The following is a 21,052-nucleotide window of genomic DNA, read 5'->3' on the forward strand; positions in this document are numbered from 1 at the left end:
CCAATCCCGGGTCCGGACTACGGTTCGACGATCTGCACCGTCGGCGGCGTCCCGTTCCAGGTGCAGAACACCGAGTACGTCGTGCCGTCCTTCCCGCCCCCGTCGCCGAAGTCCACCCGGATCCAGGCGTCGTTCGTCCACACCTGCATCGACCAGCCCGGCTCCGGCGTCGCCGAGACGAGCTTCGCCGAGTCGGCGCCCAGCTCGAACACCACCCGGCCGCCGTCGGTGCGATAGCTCTTCACCTTGCCCGAACCCGTCGGTGCGGGTGGCTTCGCCGGGGTGGCCGAAGGCGTACGGGAAGGGCGCGGAGCCGACGGCGACGGGCTCGCGCCGCCGGTGCGCGGGGAGGAGGAGGGCGAGGGCGACGCCCGGTGCGTCGAGGAGACGAGCGGCGGCTCGGTGGACTGCCCGATGCGCTGCGGCGGCCCCGCGCCCACCGAGATCGGCACCGCCCGGGGCGGGTCGTACGCCGTCCCCGTCATGACCGTGTGCACACCCCACCACGAGAGCGTGACCGCCGCGCCGGTGGCGAGCGACCACGCCAGCGCGTGTACGAGTCCTCGTTGCATCGGGCACATCCTGCACCACCCGGCGTGCCCCCGCTCCCGCCCGGGGGCCACGGACAATCACCCTTCTCCGGCCTTTGCGGAGGTTTCCGGCGGGGCCGGGACCGGGCCCGCCGGCATGGCGTACGGTGCCGCCCATGGCAAGTGTGCTCGTGGTCGAGGACGACCAGTTCGTACGTTCCGCCCTCATCCGGCACCTCAGTGAGGCCTCCCACACGGTACGGAGCGTGGGCACCGCGCTCGAAGCGCTGCGCGAGGTCGCGCACTTCCGCTTCGACGTGGTCATCCTCGACCTCGGGCTGCCCGACCTGGACGGCGCCGAGGCGCTGAAGATGCTGCGGTCCATCACCGATGTGCCCGTGATCATCGCCACCGCCCGGGACGACGAGAGCGAGATCGTCCGGCTGCTCAACGACGGCGCCGACGACTATCTGACGAAGCCGTTCTCCGTCGAACACCTCTCCGCCCGGATGGCCGCCGTGCTCCGCCGCTCGCGCTCCACCGGAGCCGAGGCGCCGCCGCCCCGGGTCATCCGTGTCGGCGGGCTCTCCATCGACCCGCTGCGCCGCAGCGCCGAGCTGGACGGGGCCGAACTCGACCTGACCCGACGCGAATTCGACCTGCTCACCTTCCTGGCCGGGCGGCCCGGCGTGGTCGTCGCCCGCAAGGAGCTGCTGGCCGAGGTCTGGCAGCAGTCCTACGGCGACGACCAGACCATCGACGTCCATCTCTCCTGGCTGCGCCGCAAACTCGGCGAGACCGCCGCCCGTCCGCGCTATCTGCACACCCTGCGCGGCGTCGGCGTGAAGCTCCAGCCGCCCGCCGACGCCCCGCACCCCGATGCCCCGGTCGCGGAGCCGCCCGCATGAGATGGGCCCTGGTCAAGGTCTGCCTGGCGGTCACCGCGATGGTCGTCATCGCCTTCGCCGTACCGCTCGGACTCGTCATCCGGGAGATGGCCAGCGACCGGGCCTTCTCCGACGCCGAACGCCAGGCCGCGACGATCGCCCCGGCCCTCTCCATCACCACCGACCGCGAGGAGCTGACCCGGGCCGTCCTGTCCACCGAACCGGGCGACCGGGGCCGCCTCGCCGTCCATGTCCCCGCCGAGGACGGACCCCTGGACATCGGCACCCGGCGCGCCACCCCCAAGGACGTGGAGACCGTGCGCAAGGCCGGTCGGGCCTCCATCACCGAGGTCACCGGCGGGTTCGCACTCCTCCAGCCGACCGCGCTGAGCACCGGGGACATCGCCGTCGTCGAGGTGTTCGTGGCGGAGGGCGAGGTCTCCAACGGGGTCGCCACCGCCTGGCTGATGCTGGCGGGCGTCGGCGTCGCGCTGATCGTCGGCTCGGTCGCGGTCGCCGACCGGCTCGGCGTACGGATGGTGCAGCCCGCCCAGCGCCTCGCGGGCGCCGCCCAGGACCTGGGGGAGGGGCGCCTCGGAACCCGGGTGCCGGAGGACGGGCCCACCGAACTGCGTTCCGCGGCCGTCGCGTTCAACTCCATGGCCGACCAGGTCGTCCAACTCCTGGCCAACGAGCGCGAGCTGGCCGCCGACCTCTCGCACCGGCTGCGCACCCCGCTCACCGTCCTCAGGCTGAACGCCGCCTCGCTCGGCGAGGGCCCGGCGGCCGAGCAGACCCGGGCGGCGGTCCAGCAGCTGGAGCACGAGGTCGACACGATCATCCGGACCGCCCGCGAACAGCGCCCGCAGACCCAGGGAGTGCAGACGGGCGCGGGCTGCGACGCCTCCGAGGTGATCCGCGAACGCATGGGCTTCTGGTCGGCGCTCGCGGAGGACGAGGGCCGCGAGGTGCGCCTCGCGGGAGTCGACCGGACGGTACGGATTCCGGTGGCCCGGCCCGAACTGGCCGCCGCAATCGACGCGTTGCTCGGCAACGTCTTCCGCCACACCCCGGAGGGCACCGCCTTCGCCGTCGACGTCCACCACAGCGGCGACGCGGTCATCGTGCTCGTCTCCGACGCGGGCCCGGGGATCGACGACCCGAAGGCGGCCCTCGCCCGGGGCGCCAGCGGCCGCGACGGGGCGGGCGGGTCCGTCGGCTCCACCGGCCTCGGCCTGGACATCGTGCGCCGGGTCGCCGAGTCCACCGGCGGCGACCTGCGCATCGGCCGGTCCGTCCTCGGCGGCACGGAGGTCCGGATCTGGATCGGCCTGCACGGCAGCCGCCCCGAGCGCGGCCGCCGCGGACACGGCCGCCGGGTCGGCCGCCGACTCGGCCGCCAGCGGGGCGGCGAACGCGGCGGCGAGCCCCGCACGGTCACCGGCCCCCGGCACTGACCCACCGCCGCCCCCCCCAGCATTAACCCGCGCCCATGCGTTCCTTAAGCGCGCCCTAAGAACATCAACTCGCGTCCGTAACGCCCTCTTCGCCCGTTCCGCTGCCGCTAGCGTGCTCTCGAAATCCCCGGGACCGCAACCCCGGGCAGATCCGCAGAACACAGAGGCAGGCAGGGCACGTTGATGGCTTCCCGTACGCACCGTCGCACGACGACCACCCACACCGGGGTGATCGGCGCGATCGTGGCCGCCGCCGTCATCGGCGGCACGGTCCTCGCGCTGACCGGCACGGCGCAGGCCGCCGCGATCGGCGCCGCCTACACCCGTACCAGCGACTGGAACGGCGGCTACACCGGCCAGTACGTCGTCACCAACGAGACCGACAAGCCCCTCACCGACTGGACGCTGGAGTTCGACCTCCCGGCGGGCACGAGCATCGGCTCGCTCTGGAACGGCGAGCACACGGTGAAGGACGGGCAGGTCACCGTGAAGCCCGCGAGCTGGGACAAGGAACTCGCCCCCGGCAAGTCCGTCACCGTCGGCTTCGTCACCTCCGCCTCCGGCACCGCGGGCGACCCGGCCGGCTGCCTGATCAACGACGCGGCCTGCTCCGTGGACGGCGGCGCGACCCCCACCCCCAGCGGCCGCCCCACGGACACCCCGACCACGGCCCCCACGCCGACGGCCACCCCCTCCGCCACCGCCCCCACCAGCCCCCCCACGCCGACCCCCACCGCCACCGGCCGCCCCGGTGGCGGTGGGGAAACCGGCGCCCGGTTCGCCCCGTACGTCGACACGTCCCTCCATCCCGCCTACGACCTCCTGGACACCGCGACGAAGACCGGTGTGAAGGAGTTCCACCTCGCCTTCATCACCTCCGGCGGAGGCTGCGCCCCGCTCTGGGGCGGTGTCACCGGTCTCGGTGACGACCAAGTGGCCTCCCAGATAGGCGCGTTGCGGGACAAGGGCGGTGACGTCCGGGTCTCCTTCGGCGGCGCGGCCGGCGCCGAACTGGCCCTCAACTGCTCCTCCGCCGAGGATCTCGCCGCCGCGTACGGCACGGTCGTCGACGCCTACGGCCTCACCAAGGTCGACTTCGACATCGAGGGCGCCGCCCTGCCCGACACGGCCGCCAACACCCGCCGCTCCCAGGCCATCGCCCAGCTCCAGAAGAAGTACCCGGACCTCGATGTCGCCTTCACACTGCCCGTCATGCCCGAGGGTCTGACCCAGCCGGGCGTGGACCTGCTGGCCGACGCGAAGAAGAACGGCGTCCGGGTCGACGGGGTCAACATCATGGCGATGGACTACGGGCCCGCCTACAGCGACGACATGGGTGCGTACGCGATCCAGGCGGCCACCGCCACCCAGGCCCAGCTCAAGGGCGTCCTCGGCCTCTCGGACGCCGCCGCGTGGCAGACCGTCGCGGTCACCCCGATGATCGGTGTCAACGACGTCGTCACCGAGATCTTCACCGTCGAGGACGCGGGCCAGCTGGTGAAGTTCGCCGGACAGAAGGGCATCGGCCGCCTCGCGATGTGGTCCGGCACCCGGGACGAGGCCTGCCCCGGCGGCCCCAAGCCGGCGGCCGACGCCACCTGCAGCTCGATCGACCAGGAGCCGCTCGCCTTCACGAAGGCGTTCGCGGCCTACCGGTAGCCCGCACGCCCCCACCCCGAACCATCGAGCCCCCCACCGCGCGCCCCGGCCGGACCCCACCCCACCTCCGGCCGGGGCGCGTCCCCACGCCCGGCACCCGCGCCCGAAAAGATGCCCTCAAACGCCGGACGGGCTGGAATCACCCGCCCGCCACTGGTTGTCGCCGATCGAGGAGTCCGCCGGCTCGTGCACGAGGGGCGTCCCGGTCGGTGGCGTCGTTCTTCATGACCGCGCCGAGCTTCGCGCCGAAGCCGGTTCAGTCCGCCCCGGGCGCCGATCAGGGCGCCACAGATGCCTCCGAGCGTGATCGGGCCGACGCGGAGTCTGCCGACGAGGTAGCCGGCCGCGAGGCAGAAGAAGAGGGCCGGTTCGGGATGGTCACGCGGGACGCCCATCCCGCCTCACTCACCGGGACCGGTGTCGGCGACCGGGATGATCAAAAGGTGCATAAGGGGGAATTGGCAGGGGGGAAGTGCCCCGGCGCCGCATTCGGACCGGCCAGGCCCTCGTTCACCTTCCGACGGGAGGGTGGCCCAACGGCCCCTCCGTGACGCGCCGGACATCCCTCGGCAACGGAATCGTCTTCAACTCTTGACACCCACCCCCTTGAGGCAGCAACCTTCCGGCAACGATGCATGGGAGCGCTCCCATGCGCCATTGCCGGATCCCCGGAACAAGGAGCAGTGGAATGCGCATCACCCGCAGCGTTGCCGGTCGACGCCACAGAACCGCCCTCGTGGCCACCACGGGCCTCACGGTCACGGCCCTCCTGCTCACCGGATGCGGTGGCTCGTCCGACTCGGACAAGGGAGCCGACGCGGACGGGAACATCACCCTGACCGTCGCCGACTTCGGGCAGTTCGGGTACAAGGAGGCCGGGCTCTTCGAGAAGTACCACGAGCTGAACCCGAAGATCACGGTCAAGGAGGACACCACCGCCGAGGAGAAGAACTACTACCCCAAGCTCCTCCAGCAGCTGAACTCCGGCAGCGGCCTCGCCGACGTCCAGGGCATCGAGGTCGGCCGGATCAAGGAGATCGTCGACACCAAGGCGGACTCCTTCGTCGACCTCTCCAAGTCGATCGGCGTGGACGAGTGGGTGTCGTGGAAGGCGAAGCAGGCCACCGCCCCCAACGGCTCGGTCATCGGCGCGGGCACCGACATCGGCCCCATGTCGCTCTGTTACAACCGCGAGCTGTTCGAGAAGGCCGGGCTGCCCACCGACCGTGCCGAGGTCGCGAAGCTGACCGAGGGCGGCTGGGAGGACTTCCTCGCGCTCGGCGAGCAGTACAAGAAGAAGGCCCCCGCCGGCACGTACTTCATGGACTCCGCGAGCGCCATGTTCAACGCCGTCGTCAGCTCCAGTCCCGAGCAGTACTACGACGCGAGCGGCAAGCCGATCTACGACACGAGCGCCAGCGTCAAGAAGGGCTGGAACCTCGCCGCCGAGGCCGCGTCCAAGAAGCTGACGCAGGGCCTGGCCCAGTTCGAGGACCAGTGGCAGGCGGCCCTGCGCAAGAGCACCGTCGCCACCGTGGTCTGCCCCGCCTGGATGGCCGGCCAGATCTCCACGTACGCCGGTGACGCCAACAAGGGCAAGTGGGACATCACCAGCGCCCCCGGCAACACCTCCGCCAACTGGGGCGGCTCCTTCCTCGCCGTTCCCAAGTCCGGGAAGAACGTCGCCGAGGCCTCCAAGCTCGTCGCGTGGCTGACCGCCCCCGAGCAGCAGGCCGCCGTCTTCAAGGCGATCGGCGTCTTCCCGTCCAACCAGGGCGCCTACGAGCTGCCCGACGTGAAGAACGCGACCCTGCCGTACTTCAACAACGCCCCCATCGGCCAGATCTACGCCGACGGTGCGAAGTCCATCCCCGAGGCGGTCCTCGGCCCGAAGGACGGCGTGATCAAGGACTCCATCTCCACCCAGATCAACAACATGGAGCAGCGCGGCACCAGCCCGGACAAGGCCTGGGACGCGGCCGTGCGGACGATCGACAAGGCCATCGGCTGACCTGACACCCGACCGGACCCAGCCGGTCGGAGCGCCGGGGCGGGCGGCACCCGCCCGCCCCGGCCGCCCGCCCACCTCCCGTCGCCCCTCCAGCCGCCTCTTCAGCCGCCCCGGCCGTCCGTCGGCGCACCCAGGGAAGGACTCCCCGCCCGTGGCAACCTCGACCTCCACCCGGGATGCGTACGCGAAAGCGCCCCGCGAACCGAAGAAGGAACCCCCCAGCGAGCGGCGGCAGTTGTGGCGCAGCAGGCTGTGGCGGTTCGACGACAAGGCGTCGCCGTACGCGTACATAGCGCCGTTCTTCCTCGTCTTCGGCGCCTTCGGGCTCTACCCGCTCCTCTACACCGGCTGGATCGCCCTGCACCGGGTCTCGATGACCGGTCTGGACTCGATGGAGTGGGTGGGCTGGGAGAACTTCGACAAGATCCTGCACGACCCCGAGTTCTGGACCTCGGTCAGCAACACCTTCCTGATCGGCGTCATCTCCACCGTCCCGCAGCTCCTGATGGCGCTCGGCCTCGCCCATCTCCTCAACTACCGCCTGCGGGCCAGCACGTTCTGGCGCACGATCATCCTCACCCCGTACGCGACCTCGGTCGCCTCCGCCGCTCTCGTCTTCGCGCTGGTCTTCCGGGCGGACGGCGGCCTGCTCAACTGGACCCTGGGTCTCGTCGGCTTCGACCCGGTCAACTGGGCGAACGGGCACTGGACGTCGAAGCTCGCCATCTCGATCATCGTGATCTGGCGCTGGACCGGCTACAACGCGCTGATCTACCTGGCGGCGATGCAGGCGGTCCCCAACGACCTCTACGAAGCGGCCTCGTTGGACGGCGCCTCACGCTGGCAGCAGTTCCGCAAGGTCACCATTCCCTCGCTGCGGCCGACGATCCTGTTCACCATCGTCATCTCCACCATCGGCTCCATGCAGCTGTTCGGCGAACCGCTGCTGCTGGAGGGCGGCGCGCTGGGCGCCACCGGCGGCAACGAGAACCAGTACGAGACGCTCAGCATCTACCTCTACAACTACGGCTGGAACCTCGGACATCTCGGACCGGCCGCCGCCGTCGCCTGGGCGATGCTCGCCCTCCTGCTGATCATCGCCGCGGCCAACTGGTTCATCGGCCGATTCGTCCGCAAGTCCGCGGTCTGACCGGGAGCGCATCCATGACCATGACCAGCCCCACGCACCCCGCCCCCGTGAAGCTCGCACCGGCCCCGGAGAACCGCGCCCCGAAGCGCCCGAGCCGCTTCCGGATGGGCGCCGGCCAGCAGCTGAAGGGCGGACCGTTCGCGTACGTCGCGCTCGCCGTCGTCGGCTTCGGCTCGCTCCTGCCGCTCTACTGGACCCTGGTCGCGGCCTCCCGCACCCAGGACGAAGTCCTCGCCTCCACCCCGCCGTTCCTCCCGGGCGGCAAGCTGATCGAGAACGTCCAGACCGCCTGGGAGCAGGCCAACCTCGGCAAGGCGATCCTCAACAGCGTCATCGTCTCGTCCTCGATCACCCTCGCGACGCTCTTCTTCTGCACGCTCGCCGGCTACGCCTTCGCCAAGATGCGTTTCCGGGGCCGCGGTTGGCTGATGACCGCCGTCATCGCCACCCTCACCATCCCGCCGCAGCTCAGCGTCGTGCCGCTCTTCATGATGATGTCCGGCCTCGGCTGGGGCGGGCAGCTCGAATCGGTGATCTTCCCGACGCTGGTCAGCGCGTTCGGCGTGTTCTTCATGCGCCAGTACCTGATCGAGGCGCTGCCGTACGAGCTGATCGAGGCGGCCAAGATCGACGGCGCGAACAACTTCCGCATCGTGGTGAGCGTGGTGCTGCCGGTGGCGCGCCCCGCGATGATGGTGCTCGGGATGCTGACCTTCGTCCAGGCGTGGAACGACTTCTTCTGGCCCTACCTCGCCCTCAACCAGCAGAACCCGACCCTTCAGGTGGCCCTCGGCCAGCTCAGCGCCTCGTACACCCCCGACCAGTCCATCGTGATGGCGGGCGCGCTGATCAGCACGCTGCCGCTGCTGGTGGTGTTCGTGGTCTTCGGCAAGAAGATCGTCGGCGGGATCATGTCCGGCGCCGTCAAGGGCTGACCGCCCCCTGCTTCCCCCTTGCTTGCCCCCTTCTTCCTTCACCCCTCACTTCTCAGGGAGCGCTCCCGCATGACAGCCGTCCGACCCGACACGGTCCCGCAGCAGGCGCCCGCCGCCACGGCCCCCTTCCCGACCGGCTTCCTCTGGGGCGCCGCAACCGCCGCTTACCAGGTGGAGGGCGCGGCCACCGAGCGGGGCCGCACCCCCTCCATCTGGGACACCTTCAGCCACACGCCCGGCAGGGTCCTGAACGGCGACACCGGGGACGTGGCCGCCGACCACTTCCACCGCTACCGCGACGACGTCGCCCTGATGAAGCGCCTCGGCCTCCAGGCGTACCGCTTCTCCATCTCCTGGTCCCGCGTCCAGCCCACCGGCCGCGGCCCCGCCGTGGAACGCGGCCTCGACTTCTACCGCTCGCTCGTCGACGAGCTGCTGGCGGCCGGCATCAAGCCCGTCGCCACGCTCTACCACTGGGACCTGCCCCAGGAGTTGGAGGACGCGGGCGGCTGGCCCGAGCGCGCGACGGCCGAACGGTTCGCGGACTACGCGGCCATCATGGCCCGCGCACTCGGCGACCGGGTCTCGATGTGGACCACGCTGAACGAGCCCTGGTGCTCGGCCTTCCTCGGTTACGGCTCCGGGGTCCACGCCCCCGGCCGCACCGAACCGGCCGCCGCGCTGCGCGCCGCCCACCACCTCAACCTCGCCCACGGCCGGGCGGCCGAGGCGCTGCGCGCGAACCTCCCCGCTGCCGCGCAGACCTCGGTCACCCTCAACCTCCACCAGGTGCGCCCGCTGACCGACAGCGAGGCGGACGCGGACGCCGCGCGCCGGATCGACGCGGTGGGCAACCGCATCTTCACCGGTCCGATGCTGAAGGGCGCGTACCCGGAAGACCTGCTGGCCGACACCGAACGCCTGGTGAACTGGACCGAGTTGATCCAGGAGGGCGACCTGGCCGCGATCGCCCACCCGATCGACGTGCTGGGCGTCAACTACTACACGCCCACCATCGTCTCCACACCCGCCGACGGCGCCGGCGACACCCGCAACGACGGCCACGGCAGCAGCGCGCACTCCCCGTGGCCCGGCTCGGAGCACGTCGCCTTCCACCTCGCCGAGGGCCGCCCGGTCACCGCGATGAACTGGTCGGTCAAGCCGGAGGGCCTGTACGACCTCCTCATGGACGTCTCGCGCGAACACCCGGACCTGCCGCTGATGGTCACCGAGAACGGCGCGGCCTTCGACGACGCCCCGGACGCGGACGGCCGGGTCCACGACCCCGAGCGGATCGCCTATCTGCACGGCCATCTGGAGGCGGTGCGCCGGGCGGCGGCCGACGGCGCCGACGTACGGGGCTACTTCCTCTGGTCCCTGATGGACAACTTCGAGTGGGGCTACGGCTATGCGAAGCGGTTCGGCGCGGTGTACATCGACTACGCGACCCAGCTCCGTACGCCGAAGTCCAGCGCCCACTGGTACGGCGACGTGATCGCCCGCCACGCACTGCCGCCGGCGGCCGCCCCGGACGCCTGACCTCGTGACCCAGCTGCGGGCCGGCTGCTTCCGACCGGCCCGCAGCTCGTTTTCCGCCGCTTGGGAGCGCTCCCAATACACTGTCCGTACGCTCGTCGAGGTGATCGATCCAGGACTTGGATTGACGTTACGGCTGTGAGAAATTGACCGGGAACGGGGAGGCAGCCATGGCGGCAGCGCGAGTACGGAGCGGCGGGCGGCCCACGCTCGAAGAGGTGGCGGCCCGGGCCGGGGTCGGCCGGGGCACCGCCTCGCGGGTCATCAACGGCTCGCCCCGGGTCAGCAGCGCGACCCGGGAGGCGGTCGAGGCGGCCGTGGCCGAGCTGGGATACGTCCCCAACCGCGCCGCCCGCGCCCTGGCGGGCAACCGCACCGACGCCATCGCCCTGGTGGTGCCCGAGCCGGAGACCCGCTTCTTCGCCGAGCCGTACTTCTCCGCGATCGTGCGTGGTGTCGGCGCGGCCCTCGCCGACACCGAGATGCAGCTGCTCCTCACCCTCGTCGGCAACGACCGGGAGCGCCGCCGCCTCGCCCAGTACCTCACCGCCCACCGTGTCGACGGGGTCCTCCTGGTCGCCGTGCACGCCGACGACCCGCTGCCGGAGCTCCTGGAACAGCTGGGCATGCCCTGTGTGATCAGCGGCGCCCGGCACGCGGCCGAGACGCTGCCCTCGGTCGACTCCGACAACTTCGAGGGCGCGCGGGCCGCCGTCGAACACCTGGTCTCCCGGGGCCGCCGCCAGGTCGCCACGATCACCGGCCGCCTGGAGGTCTACGGCGCCCAGCGCCGCTTGGACGGCTACCGCGCGGCCCTCTCCGCCGCCGGCCTGGCCCCCGACGAACGCCTCATCGCCCCCGCCGACTTCACCGAGGAGGGCGGCGCGCGGGCGATGCGCGACCTCCTGGCCCGCCGCCCCGATCTGGACGCGGTCTTCGTCGCCTCCGACGTGATGGCCGCCGGGGCCCGCCAGGTCCTGCGCGAGGCGGACCGCCGTATCCCCGAGGACGTGGCGCTGATCGGCTTCGACGACTCGGTGGTCGCCCGCCATATGCACCCGCCCCTCACCAGCGTCCGCCAGCCCATCGAGGAGATGGGCCGCCGTATGACCCAGCTCCTCCTGGACGAGATCGCGGGCCGCGCGCCGGGCGACGAGCGCCCTTCGGTGGTGCTGCCCACGGAACTGGTGGTCCGCGACTCGTCGTGACCGTCCTCCGGGACTGTCCTCCCTGATCGTCTTCACGGTGGCTTGACCTCCGGATTTCACGAGTTCTTCACGCTCCCCGGCTCCGGCGGCTAATGTTCGCGGAGTACGGCGAATGTGTGACGCACCACACACGTCACACAGCGGGCTGCCGGAGTGCGTTCCAGGCGGCTGTGCATCTGGGGGGCCTCGTGCACGAGATGGTCAAGGGCGCCAACGTCGGTCTTGCGACGCTGAGCGAGGACGTCGGCTCCGTCGTGGTCAGCCTGGGGTGGAGCAGCGCCACGGGCGAGGGCGACGCCGATGTCTCGGTACTTCTGCTCGACGGCGACGGCAAGGTCCGCAGCGACGTCGACTTCTGCTTCTACAACAACCCCGTGGCCGGCAACGGAAGCGTTCAGCTGCTCGGCAAGACGCCCACGGCGGACGGCAGCGAGGACCGGATCAGCTTCGATCTGGACGCCGTTCCGCAGGAGATCGAGAAGGTGGTCGTCGCCGCCAGCCGCTACGCCGGCTCCCGCTTCGGTGAACTGGACGACCTCCGCCTCACCCTCGCGGACAGCGCGGGCGACGGCCTGGTCCGGTTCGCCGTGGAGGGGGCCGACGAGGTCAGCGCGGTGATCTTCGGCGAGCTCTACCGGCGCTCGGGGGAGTGGAAGTTCCGCGCCGTCGGCCAGGGCTACGCCTCGGGGCTGGCCGGGCTGGCCACCGATTACGGCGTCGACATCGACGACGACGCGGCGGAGGAGTCGCCGGGAGCGGGACCGGAGGAGGAAGCGGGACCGGAGGTGGAAGCGTTCGCGCCGCAGCCGCCGGCCACGACCGGACCGGACGCGCCGGAGCCGCCCGCGGTGGTTCCCGCCCAGAGCCGGGGCATCAGGGCGACGACCCCGGCCGCGGCCCCGGCCGCACCACAGGCTTCCGTCGCGCCGCAGGCTCCCGCCGTGCCGGGGCCCGCCGACCCCGCGCCCGTACCGAAGCCCGCTCGCCGCCCGCGTACGGCGAAGAAGAAGGTCACCCTTCCCCGTACGGCCAAGAAGAGCCTCGCCGACAACGAGTCGTGGCGGTCCGCCCGGCTGTTCCCCGTGTCGGCGCTCAAGAGCGACCGTGAGCGCGAGACGCGGGCCACCTCCGTCGTGCTGTCCGTGATGGCCCAGGTGCCGGAGTTCGGCCGCCGGCTCACCGCCGGATTCGGCGCCCCGGCGGGCCGGATGGAGACGTACACCGAGGTGACCCTGCCGCACGGGGAGTCGCCGCGCCGCCCGGACGGGGTGGTCCGGGTCGAGCGGGCGGGCAAGCTGTGGACCGCGCTCGTCGAGACCAAGACCAACGGGAACGCGCTCAAGCCCGACCAGGTGCAGGCGTACATGGACATCGCCGCCCGGCGCGGCTACGAGGCCGTGATCACCCTGTCCAACGACGTCGCACTCGAAGGCAGCCCGCTCGTCGACGTGCGGATCGACCGGCGGCGCAAGCACAAGGTGGCGCTCTGGCATCTGTCCTGGGCGGAGGTCGTGCACCAGGCGCAGATGCTGATCCGTCACGAGGGGGTCGGCAACGCCGCGCACGCCTGGCTGCTCCAGGAGCTGCTGCTGTACCTCCAGCACGAGAACTCCGGCTGCCACGGCTTCCAGAACATGGGCGCGGCCTGGGTGCCCGTCCGCCGGGGCATCGACGAGGAGACCCTGTGCCAGGGCGATGCCCGGGCCCTGGAGGTCATCGAGAACTGGGAGCGGCTGGTCCGGCAGGTGTGTCTGCGGCTGGGCGGTGAGCTGGGGCAGAAGGTCCTGCCGGTCCAGCGCGCCCGGCGCGGCTCCGACCCGGGCGCCCGCCGTGCCGAGCTGGCCGACCACCTCTGCGAGCAGGGCAGGCTGAACGCCGAGATCCGCATCGAGGGCACGCCCGGCGTCCTTGCCATCACCGCCGATCTGCGCACCGCCAAGCTCCGTACGTCCATCGAGGTGCCCGCCGAGGAGACGGGCTACCCCCTCACTCGGGCGAAGCGGCTGGTCCGGCGGCTCACCGAGGCCCCCGCCGACCTGCACATCGAGACGCTCGTCGACGGCCAGGGCCCCGGCCCCCGCGGCACGCTGGAGCGGCTGCGCCCGGAGCCCGCCGACCTCCTCCCGAAGGACGGGGCGCAGATCACCGGCTTCCGGCTCTCCTTGTTCAAGGGAATGGGCAACGGCCGGGGCAGCGCCGAGACCGGCTTCATCCGCAGTGTCGACGAGGCCGTGGACCGCTTCCACGCCCAGGTCGTCGCCCAGGTGGAGGCGCCGGCGGTCTGACCCGGGGCCCCGGACGGCCGGACGGCGGCCGTTCGGGGCCTTTCGCCGCCGTCTTCATCGGTATGGACATGACCATGATTCCGGCCCGCCTGGCCTCGGTCTTGGTCTGGACCAACCGCGACGGGCCGTCGCCGACCGGCTTCCGGTACTACGTCACCAAGGACGGCTACGACCCGGCGAAGCCCCTCACCCGGGCGGACCTGGAACCGCAGCCCTTCCTGACCGTGCCCTTCGCCGGCCGCCGGCCCGGCTCCACCGTCACGCACGCCGGCACACTGCCGCAGAAGTCGGGCAAGCACCTGATACTCGTCGTCTGGACCGTCGCGGACACCGGCAACGCCTTCTACCTGCTCCGACGTCACGTTCTGACCGTCTGACCGTCTGACCGTCTGACCGTCTGACCGTCTGAGCGGGAGAGCGCGTACGCGGAAGGGCCCCGGTCCGAAGACCGGGGCCCTTCCTTCAGGGTGAGTAACGGGACTTGAACCCGCGACATCCTGGACCACAACCAGGTGCTCTGCCAGCTGAGCTATACCCACCATGTCGCCCGGTCGTTTCCGACCGGCCGAGAAAAAGTGTACAGGGTCCGGGAGGGTGCTCGCGCCCCCGTTTCCCGGGGCCGGTCCACGGGCGCGTCCGCGCTCGTGACCAGCGGGTTCCTACGGTGCGGCCGGAGCCGCCAGACGCGCCGCGATCTCCTTGGCGCGCTCGGAGTCCGGGCCGGGCTGCGGCACGAAGACCGCCTCCCGGTAGTAGCGGAGCTCCGTGATGGAGTCACGGATGTCCGCCAGCGCCCGGTGGTTGCCGTTCTTGTCCGGGCTGTTGAAATACGCCCGGGGATACCAGCGCCGGGCCAGCTCCTTGACGGAGGACACATCCACGATCCGGTAGTGGAGGTAGCTCTCCAGATCCCGCATGTCCCGCGCCAGGAACCCGCGGTCGGTACCGACCGAGTTTCCGCAGAGCGGGGCCTTGCCGGGCTCCTTCACATGCTCGCGGACGTAGGCCAGGACCCGCTCCTCGGCGTCCGCCAGGGTGGTGCCCCCGGCCAGCTCGTCGAGCAGGCCCGAGGCGGTGTGCATCTGCCGCACCACCTCGGGCATGGTCTCCAGGGCCGCGTCCGGCGGGCGGATCACGATGTCCACCCCTTCGCCGAGCACGTTCAGCTCCGAGTCGGTGACCAGGGCGGCCACCTCGATGAGTGCGTCGTCCGCCAACGAGAGCCCGGTCATCTCGCAGTCGATCCACACCATGCGGTCGTTCATGAGCCCCACCCTACGGGGCACTCCGCTGTCCCGGCAGGGCCGGGCGACCGGGAACGTACGCGTCAGGACCCGGCAGGGAGTGCTCCCCGGGCCCCACCGACGCCGCCACGGCGACGGGTGCGGAGGACATGGGCGTGCCCCGGCGTCCGGACGGCGGCCCCTGGCTGGGCACCATCGTCTCGACCACCGTCGCGGCGCTCTCCGCCACCCCTTGCGGACGACGGGCCCGGTAGGCGGCCCGGTACGCGGCGGGGGAGGAGCCGAGCTGGCGGCGGAAGTGTCCGCGCAGCGCGACCGGTGAGCGGAAGCCGCAGCGGCCGGCGACCTCGTCGACCGAGTAGTCGGAGGTCTCCAGCAGCCTCTGTGCCTGAAGCACCCGCTGGGTGATCAGCCACTGGAGCGGTGCGCTGCCGGTGAGCGAGCGGAACCTGCGGTCGAAGGTCCGCCTGCTCATGTAGGCGCGCGCCGCGAGCGTCTCCACGTCGAACTGCTCGTGCAGATGCTCCAGCGCCCAGGCCACGACCTCGGCGAGCGGGTCGGACCCGATCTCCTCCGGTAAAGACCTGTCCAGGTAGCGCTCCTGCCCGCCACTGCGCCGCGGCGGCACGACGAGCCGGCGGGCGAGTGCCCCGGCGGCTTCCGTGCCGTGGTCGGTGCGGACTATATGGAGGCAGAGATCGATACCCGCCGCCGTTCCGGCGGAGGTGAGTACATCGCCGTCGTCCACGAACAGCTCGCGCGGATCGACGTGCACCGACGGATAGCGCTTGGCCAGCGTCGGTGCGTACATCCAGTGTGTGGTGGCCGGCCGGCCGTCCAGCAGGCCGGCGGCCGCGAGCACGAAGGCTCCCGTGCACAGACCGACGATGCGGGCGCCCTCCTCGTGGGCGCGCCGCAGCGCGTCCAGTGCCTCGGCGGGCGGCGGCGAGGTGATCGACCGCCAGGCGGGCACCACCACGGTGCCTGCTCTGCTGATCGCCTCCAGGCCGTACGGCGCGGTGAGTTCGAGCCCACCGGTCGTGCGCAACGGTCCTTCCTCGCCACCGCAGACCAGCAGGCGGTAGCGGGGAACTCCCGCGTCCTGCCGATCGATTCCGAAAACGGAGAGCGGGATGGAGCTCTCGAAGATAGGGCCGCCGCTGAACAGCAGCACGGCAACGACTTCCCGGCGTCGCCGCCCGGTCAGCTTGCGTGCGGCCTCCGTCGCGGCGGCGGAGTCCTGGCTCATGACGCTAAGCCCCCCTCGGTGTTCGCGTCTCCCTGGTCCTTACGGGCCTGTCGCTCCTGCACGTTTCCCCTCGGTGTCGCACGTGTCCCCAGTCTCCGATTTCCAAGATCGAATCTACTGCGTCGCGTGGTCCCGCCGTGACACCTTCCCCCACCAGCTCAATGTCGATAAGGAAACGTGGCGTGAAGCGTTCGATCACGAAGCGTTCCACCTGCGAAGCGCACAGGGAAGTGCCCTTCGACAACGTGGCCCGTCCGCGTCGGGTGAAAGCGTACCGCGCGGTCCGTTCCTGCCTGGTGGGCGGTGGGGTGTCCGGCCATACGGCGAAGGGTCCGGCCCCCGGGCGAAGTTGGCTGAAAACCATCGGTTGTGTGTGCTGTATCCGGTCACGCCGGGCGCACAACCGGCCTGTGGAGGCCGCGCCGGTGCGCTCCCCGATCCCGGTGAACCGTGGCGGGTTCGGGCTGCCCGGGGGAGGGCGCGGCGGACCGTCGCGGTGTGGCCGGGGCCGAGGTCGTACGGGACCGGACCATCGACCGATGTGCTGTGAAACACGAGAACCGCGGGGGCGGACGGGTGTCCGGCGGAGGCCTCCGGAGCGTGTCGCCCGCCGGTCCGCATGCCGCTCCGGGCGCCACCGCCGGGCTCGTTCCGTACGGAGGTCGCTGCGACGGCGAAGCGGAGTCACTTCTCGGGGCGATGGGCCGGCGGCGGCGTGGCCAACGGGGACCGGGTGCGGGTGCCGGAGGGCGGTACGGCGGGGGGCCTGAGGCCGTCGTGAGAAACAGGACGGCCGACGGTGTTCCACTCCTCCGAGGCCCGTGTACGACACATCCGGCATTGCCATCCCGGACAGCCTCGGGCATGCTCCGTGCAGCGTCGCGCACGCTTTTGCGGGGGTCTGGGCGGTGGAGGTATGACGCCGTACCCTTGGGGGTATGGGGTTGGGAAGATGATTCCCGGACAGAGCTTCACCACCTGCTGATGCACCTCTCGAAACCGTTCCCTCCTCACGAGGACTCTCTTCGCCGAGACACCGATGGCCGGTCACGAAATCCCTGAACCCAAAGACCGCAAGCCGGTAGCCGACCCCGGGTCGGAGCCGCGGACGGTCGAAGAAGCACGCCATGCGTGCGATCCCGCCTTCCGGCACGGAGTCGTGGTCGGTTTCGACGGCTCCATGTCGAGCGAGCGGGCTCTCGCCTACGCCATCGGCATGGCCGGACGCTCCGGCTCCGGCCTGATCATCGTCCATGTCGCCAACCGGCTGCCGACCACGGTCTGGGCGGGCTGCGAGCCCCCCGTCTTCGTCGACGTCCCCGATCACCGCACCGAGGTCCTCGGCCTGGAGCTGGCCTGCGCGGACTATCTCTCCGAGGTGCCCTGGGTGCTGGTCGAGCGCGGCGGCGACATCTGCCACGAGCTGGAGGAGGTCGGCCGGGAGTACGCCGCCGACGCCATCGTCGTGGGCTCCACGCACGGCATCGTCGGCCGGATCTTCGGATCGGTGGCCGGCCGCCTCGCCCGCCGAGCGCAACGCCCCGTCATCGTCATCCCCTGAGCGACCCGCACGACCCGCACGACCCGCACGACCCGCACGACCCGCACGACACCCGAGCGACCTGAGTGGCCGCCAGAAAGCCCTGCGGCGGCACGCGTTGGGCCCCGCACCGTCTTCGTGACGGTACGGGGCCCAACGTCTGTGCGCCGCCGTCTACTCGACCGTCACGGACTTCGCCAGGTTGCGCGGCTTGTCGATGTCGCGGCCCATCGCGAGGGCCGTGTGGTACGCGAACAGCTGGAGCGGGATGCCCAGGAGGATCGGGTCCAGCTCGTTCTCGTTCTTCGGCACGACGATGGTGTGGTCGGCCTTCTCCTGCACCTGGTGGGCGACGGCGAGGATGCGGCCGCTGCGGGCCTTGATCTCCTCCATCGCGGCGCGGTTCTTCTCCAGCAGATCGTCGTCCGGCACGATCGCCACGGTCGGCATCGCGGGCTCGATCAGCGCGAGCGGGCCGTGCTTCAGCTCGGAGGCGGGGTAGGCCTCGGCGTGGATGTACGAGACCTCCTTCAGCTTCAGCGAGGCCTCACGGGCCACCGGGTAGCCGCGCACCCGGCCGATGAACATCATCGACTTGGCGTCCGCGTACTCCGCCGCGAGCCGCTTGATCTCGTCCTCGCCCGCCAGGATCTCGCTGATCTGCTCCGGCAGCCGGCGCAGTCCGTCGATGATCCGCTTGCCGTCCGCGACCGACAGGTCACGGATCCGGCCCAGGTGCAGCGCGAGCAGCGCGAAGGCGACCACGGTGTTGGTGAAGCACTTGGTGGAGACCACACAGACCTCCGGGCCCGCGTGGACGTACGTACCGCCGTCGGCCTCGCGGGCGATCGCGGAGCCGACCACGTTGACCACGCCGAGGACCCGGGCGCCCTTGCGCTTCAGCTCCTGGACGGCGGCCAGCACGTCGTACGTCTCGCCCGACTGGGAGACCGCCACGTACAGGGTGTCGGGGTCCACGACCGGGTTGCGGTAGCGGAACTCGGAGGCCGGCTCGGCGTCGGCGGGGATCCGGGCGAGCTCCTCGATCAGCTGGGCGCCGATCTGGCCCGCGTGGTACGAGGTGCCGCAGCCGAGGATCTTGATCCGGCGCACCCCGCGCGCCTCCCGCGCGTCCAGGTTGAGGCCGCCCAGGTGCACGGTGGAGAACCGGTCGTCGATCCGGCCGCGCAGCACCCGGTCCACGGCGTCGGCCTGCTCCGAGATCTCCTTGTGCATGTACGTGTCGTGGCCGCCCATGTCGTACGACTCGGCCTCCCACTCCACGGTGGTCGGCGTGGCCGTCGTGGTCGAGCCCTCCGTGGTGTACGTACGGAAGTCGTCGGCCTTCAGAGTGGCCATCTCGCCGTCGTCCAGCGTGACGACCTGGCGGGTGTGGGCGACCAGGGCGGCGACGTCGGAGGCGACGAACATCTCCTTCTCGCCGATGCCGAGGACGACCGGGGAGCCGTTGCGGGCGACCACGATGCGGTCGTTGAAGTCGGCGTGCAGCACGGCGATGCCGTAGGTGCCCTCGACGTGGCGCAGCGCCTCGCGGACCTTCTCCTCCAGCGTCTCGGCCTGGGCGCGGGAGATCAGGTGGGTCAGCACCTCGGTGTCGGTCTCCGAGAGGAAGACGATGCCGTCGGCGATGAGCTTGGCGCGCAGCTCGGAGGCGTTGTCGATGATCCCGTTGTGGACGACGGCGACCTTGTTCCCCGCGTCCAGGTGCGGGTGGGCGTTCTCGTCGCTCGGGGCGCCGTGGGTGGCCCAGCGGGTGTGCGCGATGCCGGTGGTGCCGGCGAACCGCTTGGGGACCTTGGCCTCCAGCTCGCGGACCCGGCCCTTGGCCTTGACCACCTTCAGCGTGCCCGGCTTGCCCGCCGCGGCCTTGTTCGTGATGACGATGCCCGCGGAGTCGTAGCCCCGGTACTCCAGCCGCTGCAGCCCTTCCAGCAGCAGCGGAGCGACGTCACGCTTTCCGATGTATCCGACGATCCCGCACATGGATTCTCTGCCCCTCCATCGACGTACACGTATCTGCATGCGTTGCGGCGCCCCGCGCACGGGCGCCCGGCCCGCTCAGCCGTAGACGATGCGGCGCAGCTGGCGGAGCGAGAGCTCCGGCGGCGCCACGGCGCGGTGCGGCAGCTCGGCCGCGATCCGCTCGAAGATCTCCGTGTTGACCATGCCGCCGGACTGCAGTTCGCGGTGGCGGCGGCGGACGAAGTCGTCGGTGCTCTCGTCGAAGTACGCCAGCACGTCGAGGATCACCCGGGCCGCCTCACCGCGCTGGAGCGCGGTGGAGCGTACGAGGTGGTCGATGAGGTCGTCGTGCGACGAGCGGCGTTCAAGCACCCGTCGATATTGCTTGCCGGGGCGCGCTTATGCAAGAAATCTGCCCGATATCGGGCAGGGGAGTCGGTAAAAGCCCTCGGATCGCCTCACATGCTGCGCAGAACGGCCTGCTTCGCGGTGCTGAACTCCTCGTCGGTGAGGACCCCGGCCCGGTGCAGCTCGCCCAGCTCCCGCAGCCGCCGCAGCAGCGCGTCGTGGTCGCTCGCGGCCGGGGCGGCGGGCCCGGCCGCCTCGGTCAGGGCCGGGGGCGCCTCCGGGGCGGCCGGCACCGCACGGGCCCCGGGCAGCCGCATCAGGACCGCCGCCGCGACCACCACCGCGGTGTACTCCTTCTTCGAGATCCCCCACAGGTCCAGGGAGTACGTGTCGTACTTCGGCGGCGCGGAGGAGGGGCCCTCCGCCGGCTCGAAGCGCAGGTAGCCGTTCTCCAGCCCGATCGAGGGCAGCCAGCGCACGCCCGCGATCCGTGACAGCGGGAAGGACGTCGGACCGGCCGAGGTCTTGGACTCCTCGGCCTTCCAGTTCCAGGTCAGCCGGACGGTCTCGCCGTCGAAGGAGGCCGTGCCGTCGCCGCCCCCGCCGGAGACCGGCAGGGTGGGGCCGGGCAGCAGGAAGCGGTCCACGGGTCCGTCCGGCACCTGCTCGATCAGCAGCGCGTTGCGGACCTCGTCGACGAAGTACTCCGCGACCCCCGTGCGGTCCTTCTCCACGGTCAGGGCGTACGGGTCGGCGCCGTCCTTGAGCCGCCCGTCGGCGGCCCGCAGCACCGGGCAGGCGCCGCCGCGCAGCCGCAGCCGCAGCCGCCCGCCCTTGCGGTCCGGCTCGAAGGAGATGCCCGCCACCGCCTCCAGGGGCACGGCCGTCTCACCCAGCGCCTGCCGGACCGGGTGCGCCTTTCCTCCCGGCACGATGCGCACGGTGTCGCCGTCGAACGTCCACGTTCCGTCCCGCTGGATGATTTCCGCCATGGCCGCGATTCTGCCAGCCCGCCGCGCCGCCCACGGAG

Annotated in this window: 16 protein-coding genes, 1 tRNA gene and 1 pseudogene; 11 read left to right on the forward strand and 7 right to left on the reverse strand. The window is 71.3% G+C overall.

Annotated elements, in window-relative coordinates:
* Positions 1-17: 17 nt before the first annotated feature.
* Positions 18-572, reverse strand: coding sequence for a hypothetical protein (locus tag AC0VY3_RS06090; RefSeq protein WP_242741952.1), 555 nt, complete (start codon positions 570-572; stop codon positions 18-20).
* 134 nt (positions 573-706) lie between these two features.
* Here AC0VY3_RS06090 and AC0VY3_RS06095 point away from each other — a divergent pair, with 134 nt between their 5' ends.
* From AC0VY3_RS06095 to AC0VY3_RS06140, 10 genes and pseudogenes are all read left to right on the forward strand, one after another.
* Positions 707-1,438 (forward strand): response regulator transcription factor, encoded by a 732-nt coding sequence (locus tag AC0VY3_RS06095; protein ID WP_475549141.1) that lies wholly within the window; start codon positions 707-709, stop codon positions 1,436-1,438.
* Positions 1,435-2,874 carry a sensor histidine kinase gene (locus AC0VY3_RS06100; protein WP_475549142.1) on the forward strand — a complete coding sequence of 480 codons (1,440 nt, stop codon included), beginning with the start codon at positions 1,435-1,437 and terminating at the stop codon, positions 2,872-2,874. Before AC0VY3_RS06095 ends, AC0VY3_RS06100 begins: the two co-directional genes overlap by 4 nt.
* A 183-nt stretch (positions 2,875-3,057) precedes the next feature.
* Positions 3,058-4,533 carry a glycoside hydrolase family 18 protein gene (locus tag AC0VY3_RS06105; protein ID WP_475549143.1) on the forward strand — a complete coding sequence of 492 codons (1,476 nt, stop codon included), beginning with the start codon at positions 3,058-3,060 and terminating at the stop codon, positions 4,531-4,533.
* 688 nt (positions 4,534-5,221) lie between these two features.
* Positions 5,222-6,544 carry an ABC transporter substrate-binding protein gene (locus AC0VY3_RS06110; protein ID WP_103507816.1) on the forward strand — a complete coding sequence of 441 codons (1,323 nt, stop codon included), beginning with the start codon at positions 5,222-5,224 and terminating at the stop codon, positions 6,542-6,544.
* Positions 6,545-6,695: 151 nt separating this feature from the next.
* Positions 6,696-7,694 carry a carbohydrate ABC transporter permease gene (locus tag AC0VY3_RS06115; RefSeq protein ID WP_103507817.1) on the forward strand — a complete coding sequence of 333 codons (999 nt, stop codon included), beginning with the start codon at positions 6,696-6,698 and terminating at the stop codon, positions 7,692-7,694.
* Positions 7,695-7,708: 14 nt separating this feature from the next.
* Entirely contained in the window at positions 7,709-8,629 is a 921-nt protein-coding gene (locus AC0VY3_RS06120; RefSeq protein WP_103507818.1) for a carbohydrate ABC transporter permease, read from the forward strand.
* A 69-nt stretch (positions 8,630-8,698) separates the two neighbouring features.
* Positions 8,699-10,168, forward strand: coding sequence for a GH1 family beta-glucosidase (locus AC0VY3_RS06125; protein ID WP_103507819.1), 1,470 nt, complete (start codon positions 8,699-8,701; stop codon positions 10,166-10,168).
* Between the two features lie 167 nt (positions 10,169-10,335).
* A complete protein-coding gene (locus tag AC0VY3_RS06130; RefSeq protein WP_242741948.1) occupies positions 10,336-11,373 on the forward strand; it encodes a LacI family DNA-binding transcriptional regulator in 1,038 nt (345 codons plus the stop codon).
* Between the two features lie 197 nt (positions 11,374-11,570).
* Positions 11,571-13,658: a TerD family protein gene (locus AC0VY3_RS06135; protein ID WP_475551646.1), complete on the forward strand. Its 2,088-nt coding sequence runs from the start codon at positions 11,571-11,573 to the stop codon at positions 13,656-13,658.
* Between the two features lie 134 nt (positions 13,659-13,792).
* Positions 13,793-14,027 (forward strand): annotated as a pseudogene (locus tag AC0VY3_RS06140) (lytic polysaccharide monooxygenase); the annotation flags it as partial.
* 97 nt (positions 14,028-14,124) lie between these two features.
* Here AC0VY3_RS06140 and AC0VY3_RS06145 read toward each other — a convergent pair.
* The 3 genes from AC0VY3_RS06145 to AC0VY3_RS06155 all read right to left on the reverse strand — a co-directional run bounded on the left by AC0VY3_RS06145 (position 14,125) and on the right by AC0VY3_RS06155 (position 16,151).
* Positions 14,125-14,197 (reverse strand) — tRNA-His (locus AC0VY3_RS06145).
* Between the two features lie 120 nt (positions 14,198-14,317).
* Positions 14,318-14,923: an oligoribonuclease gene (gene orn / locus AC0VY3_RS06150; RefSeq protein WP_030085331.1), complete on the reverse strand. Its 606-nt coding sequence runs from the start codon at positions 14,921-14,923 to the stop codon at positions 14,318-14,320.
* Positions 14,924-14,933: 10 nt separating this feature from the next.
* Positions 14,934-16,151, reverse strand: coding sequence for a helix-turn-helix domain-containing protein (locus tag AC0VY3_RS06155; protein WP_103507821.1), 1,218 nt, complete (start codon positions 16,149-16,151; stop codon positions 14,934-14,936).
* 1,039 nt (positions 16,152-17,190) lie between these two features.
* Here AC0VY3_RS06155 and AC0VY3_RS06160 point away from each other — a divergent pair.
* Positions 17,191-17,712, forward strand: a complete 522-nt coding sequence (locus tag AC0VY3_RS06160) for a universal stress protein (RefSeq protein ID WP_103507822.1) — start codon at positions 17,191-17,193, stop codon at positions 17,710-17,712.
* Between the two features lie 153 nt (positions 17,713-17,865).
* Here AC0VY3_RS06160 and glmS read toward each other — a convergent pair whose 3' ends face one another.
* The 3 genes from glmS to AC0VY3_RS06175 form a co-directional block, all read right to left on the reverse strand.
* Positions 17,866-19,695, reverse strand: a complete 1,830-nt coding sequence (glmS, locus tag AC0VY3_RS06165; RefSeq protein ID WP_475549144.1) for a glutamine--fructose-6-phosphate transaminase (isomerizing) — start codon at positions 19,693-19,695, stop codon at positions 17,866-17,868.
* Positions 19,696-19,770: 75 nt separating this feature from the next.
* The gene (locus AC0VY3_RS06170; RefSeq protein ID WP_103507824.1) at positions 19,771-20,046 is read right to left on the reverse strand and encodes a hypothetical protein; all 276 of its coding nucleotides are present in this window, start codon (positions 20,044-20,046) and stop codon (positions 19,771-19,773) included.
* An 86-nt stretch (positions 20,047-20,132) separates the two neighbouring features.
* The gene (locus AC0VY3_RS06175; protein WP_103507825.1) at positions 20,133-21,014 is read right to left on the reverse strand and encodes a DUF4429 domain-containing protein; all 882 of its coding nucleotides are present in this window, start codon (positions 21,012-21,014) and stop codon (positions 20,133-20,135) included.
* Positions 21,015-21,052: the final 38 nt, after the last annotated feature.

Source organism: Streptomyces sp. iso_384 (assembly GCF_056172905.1).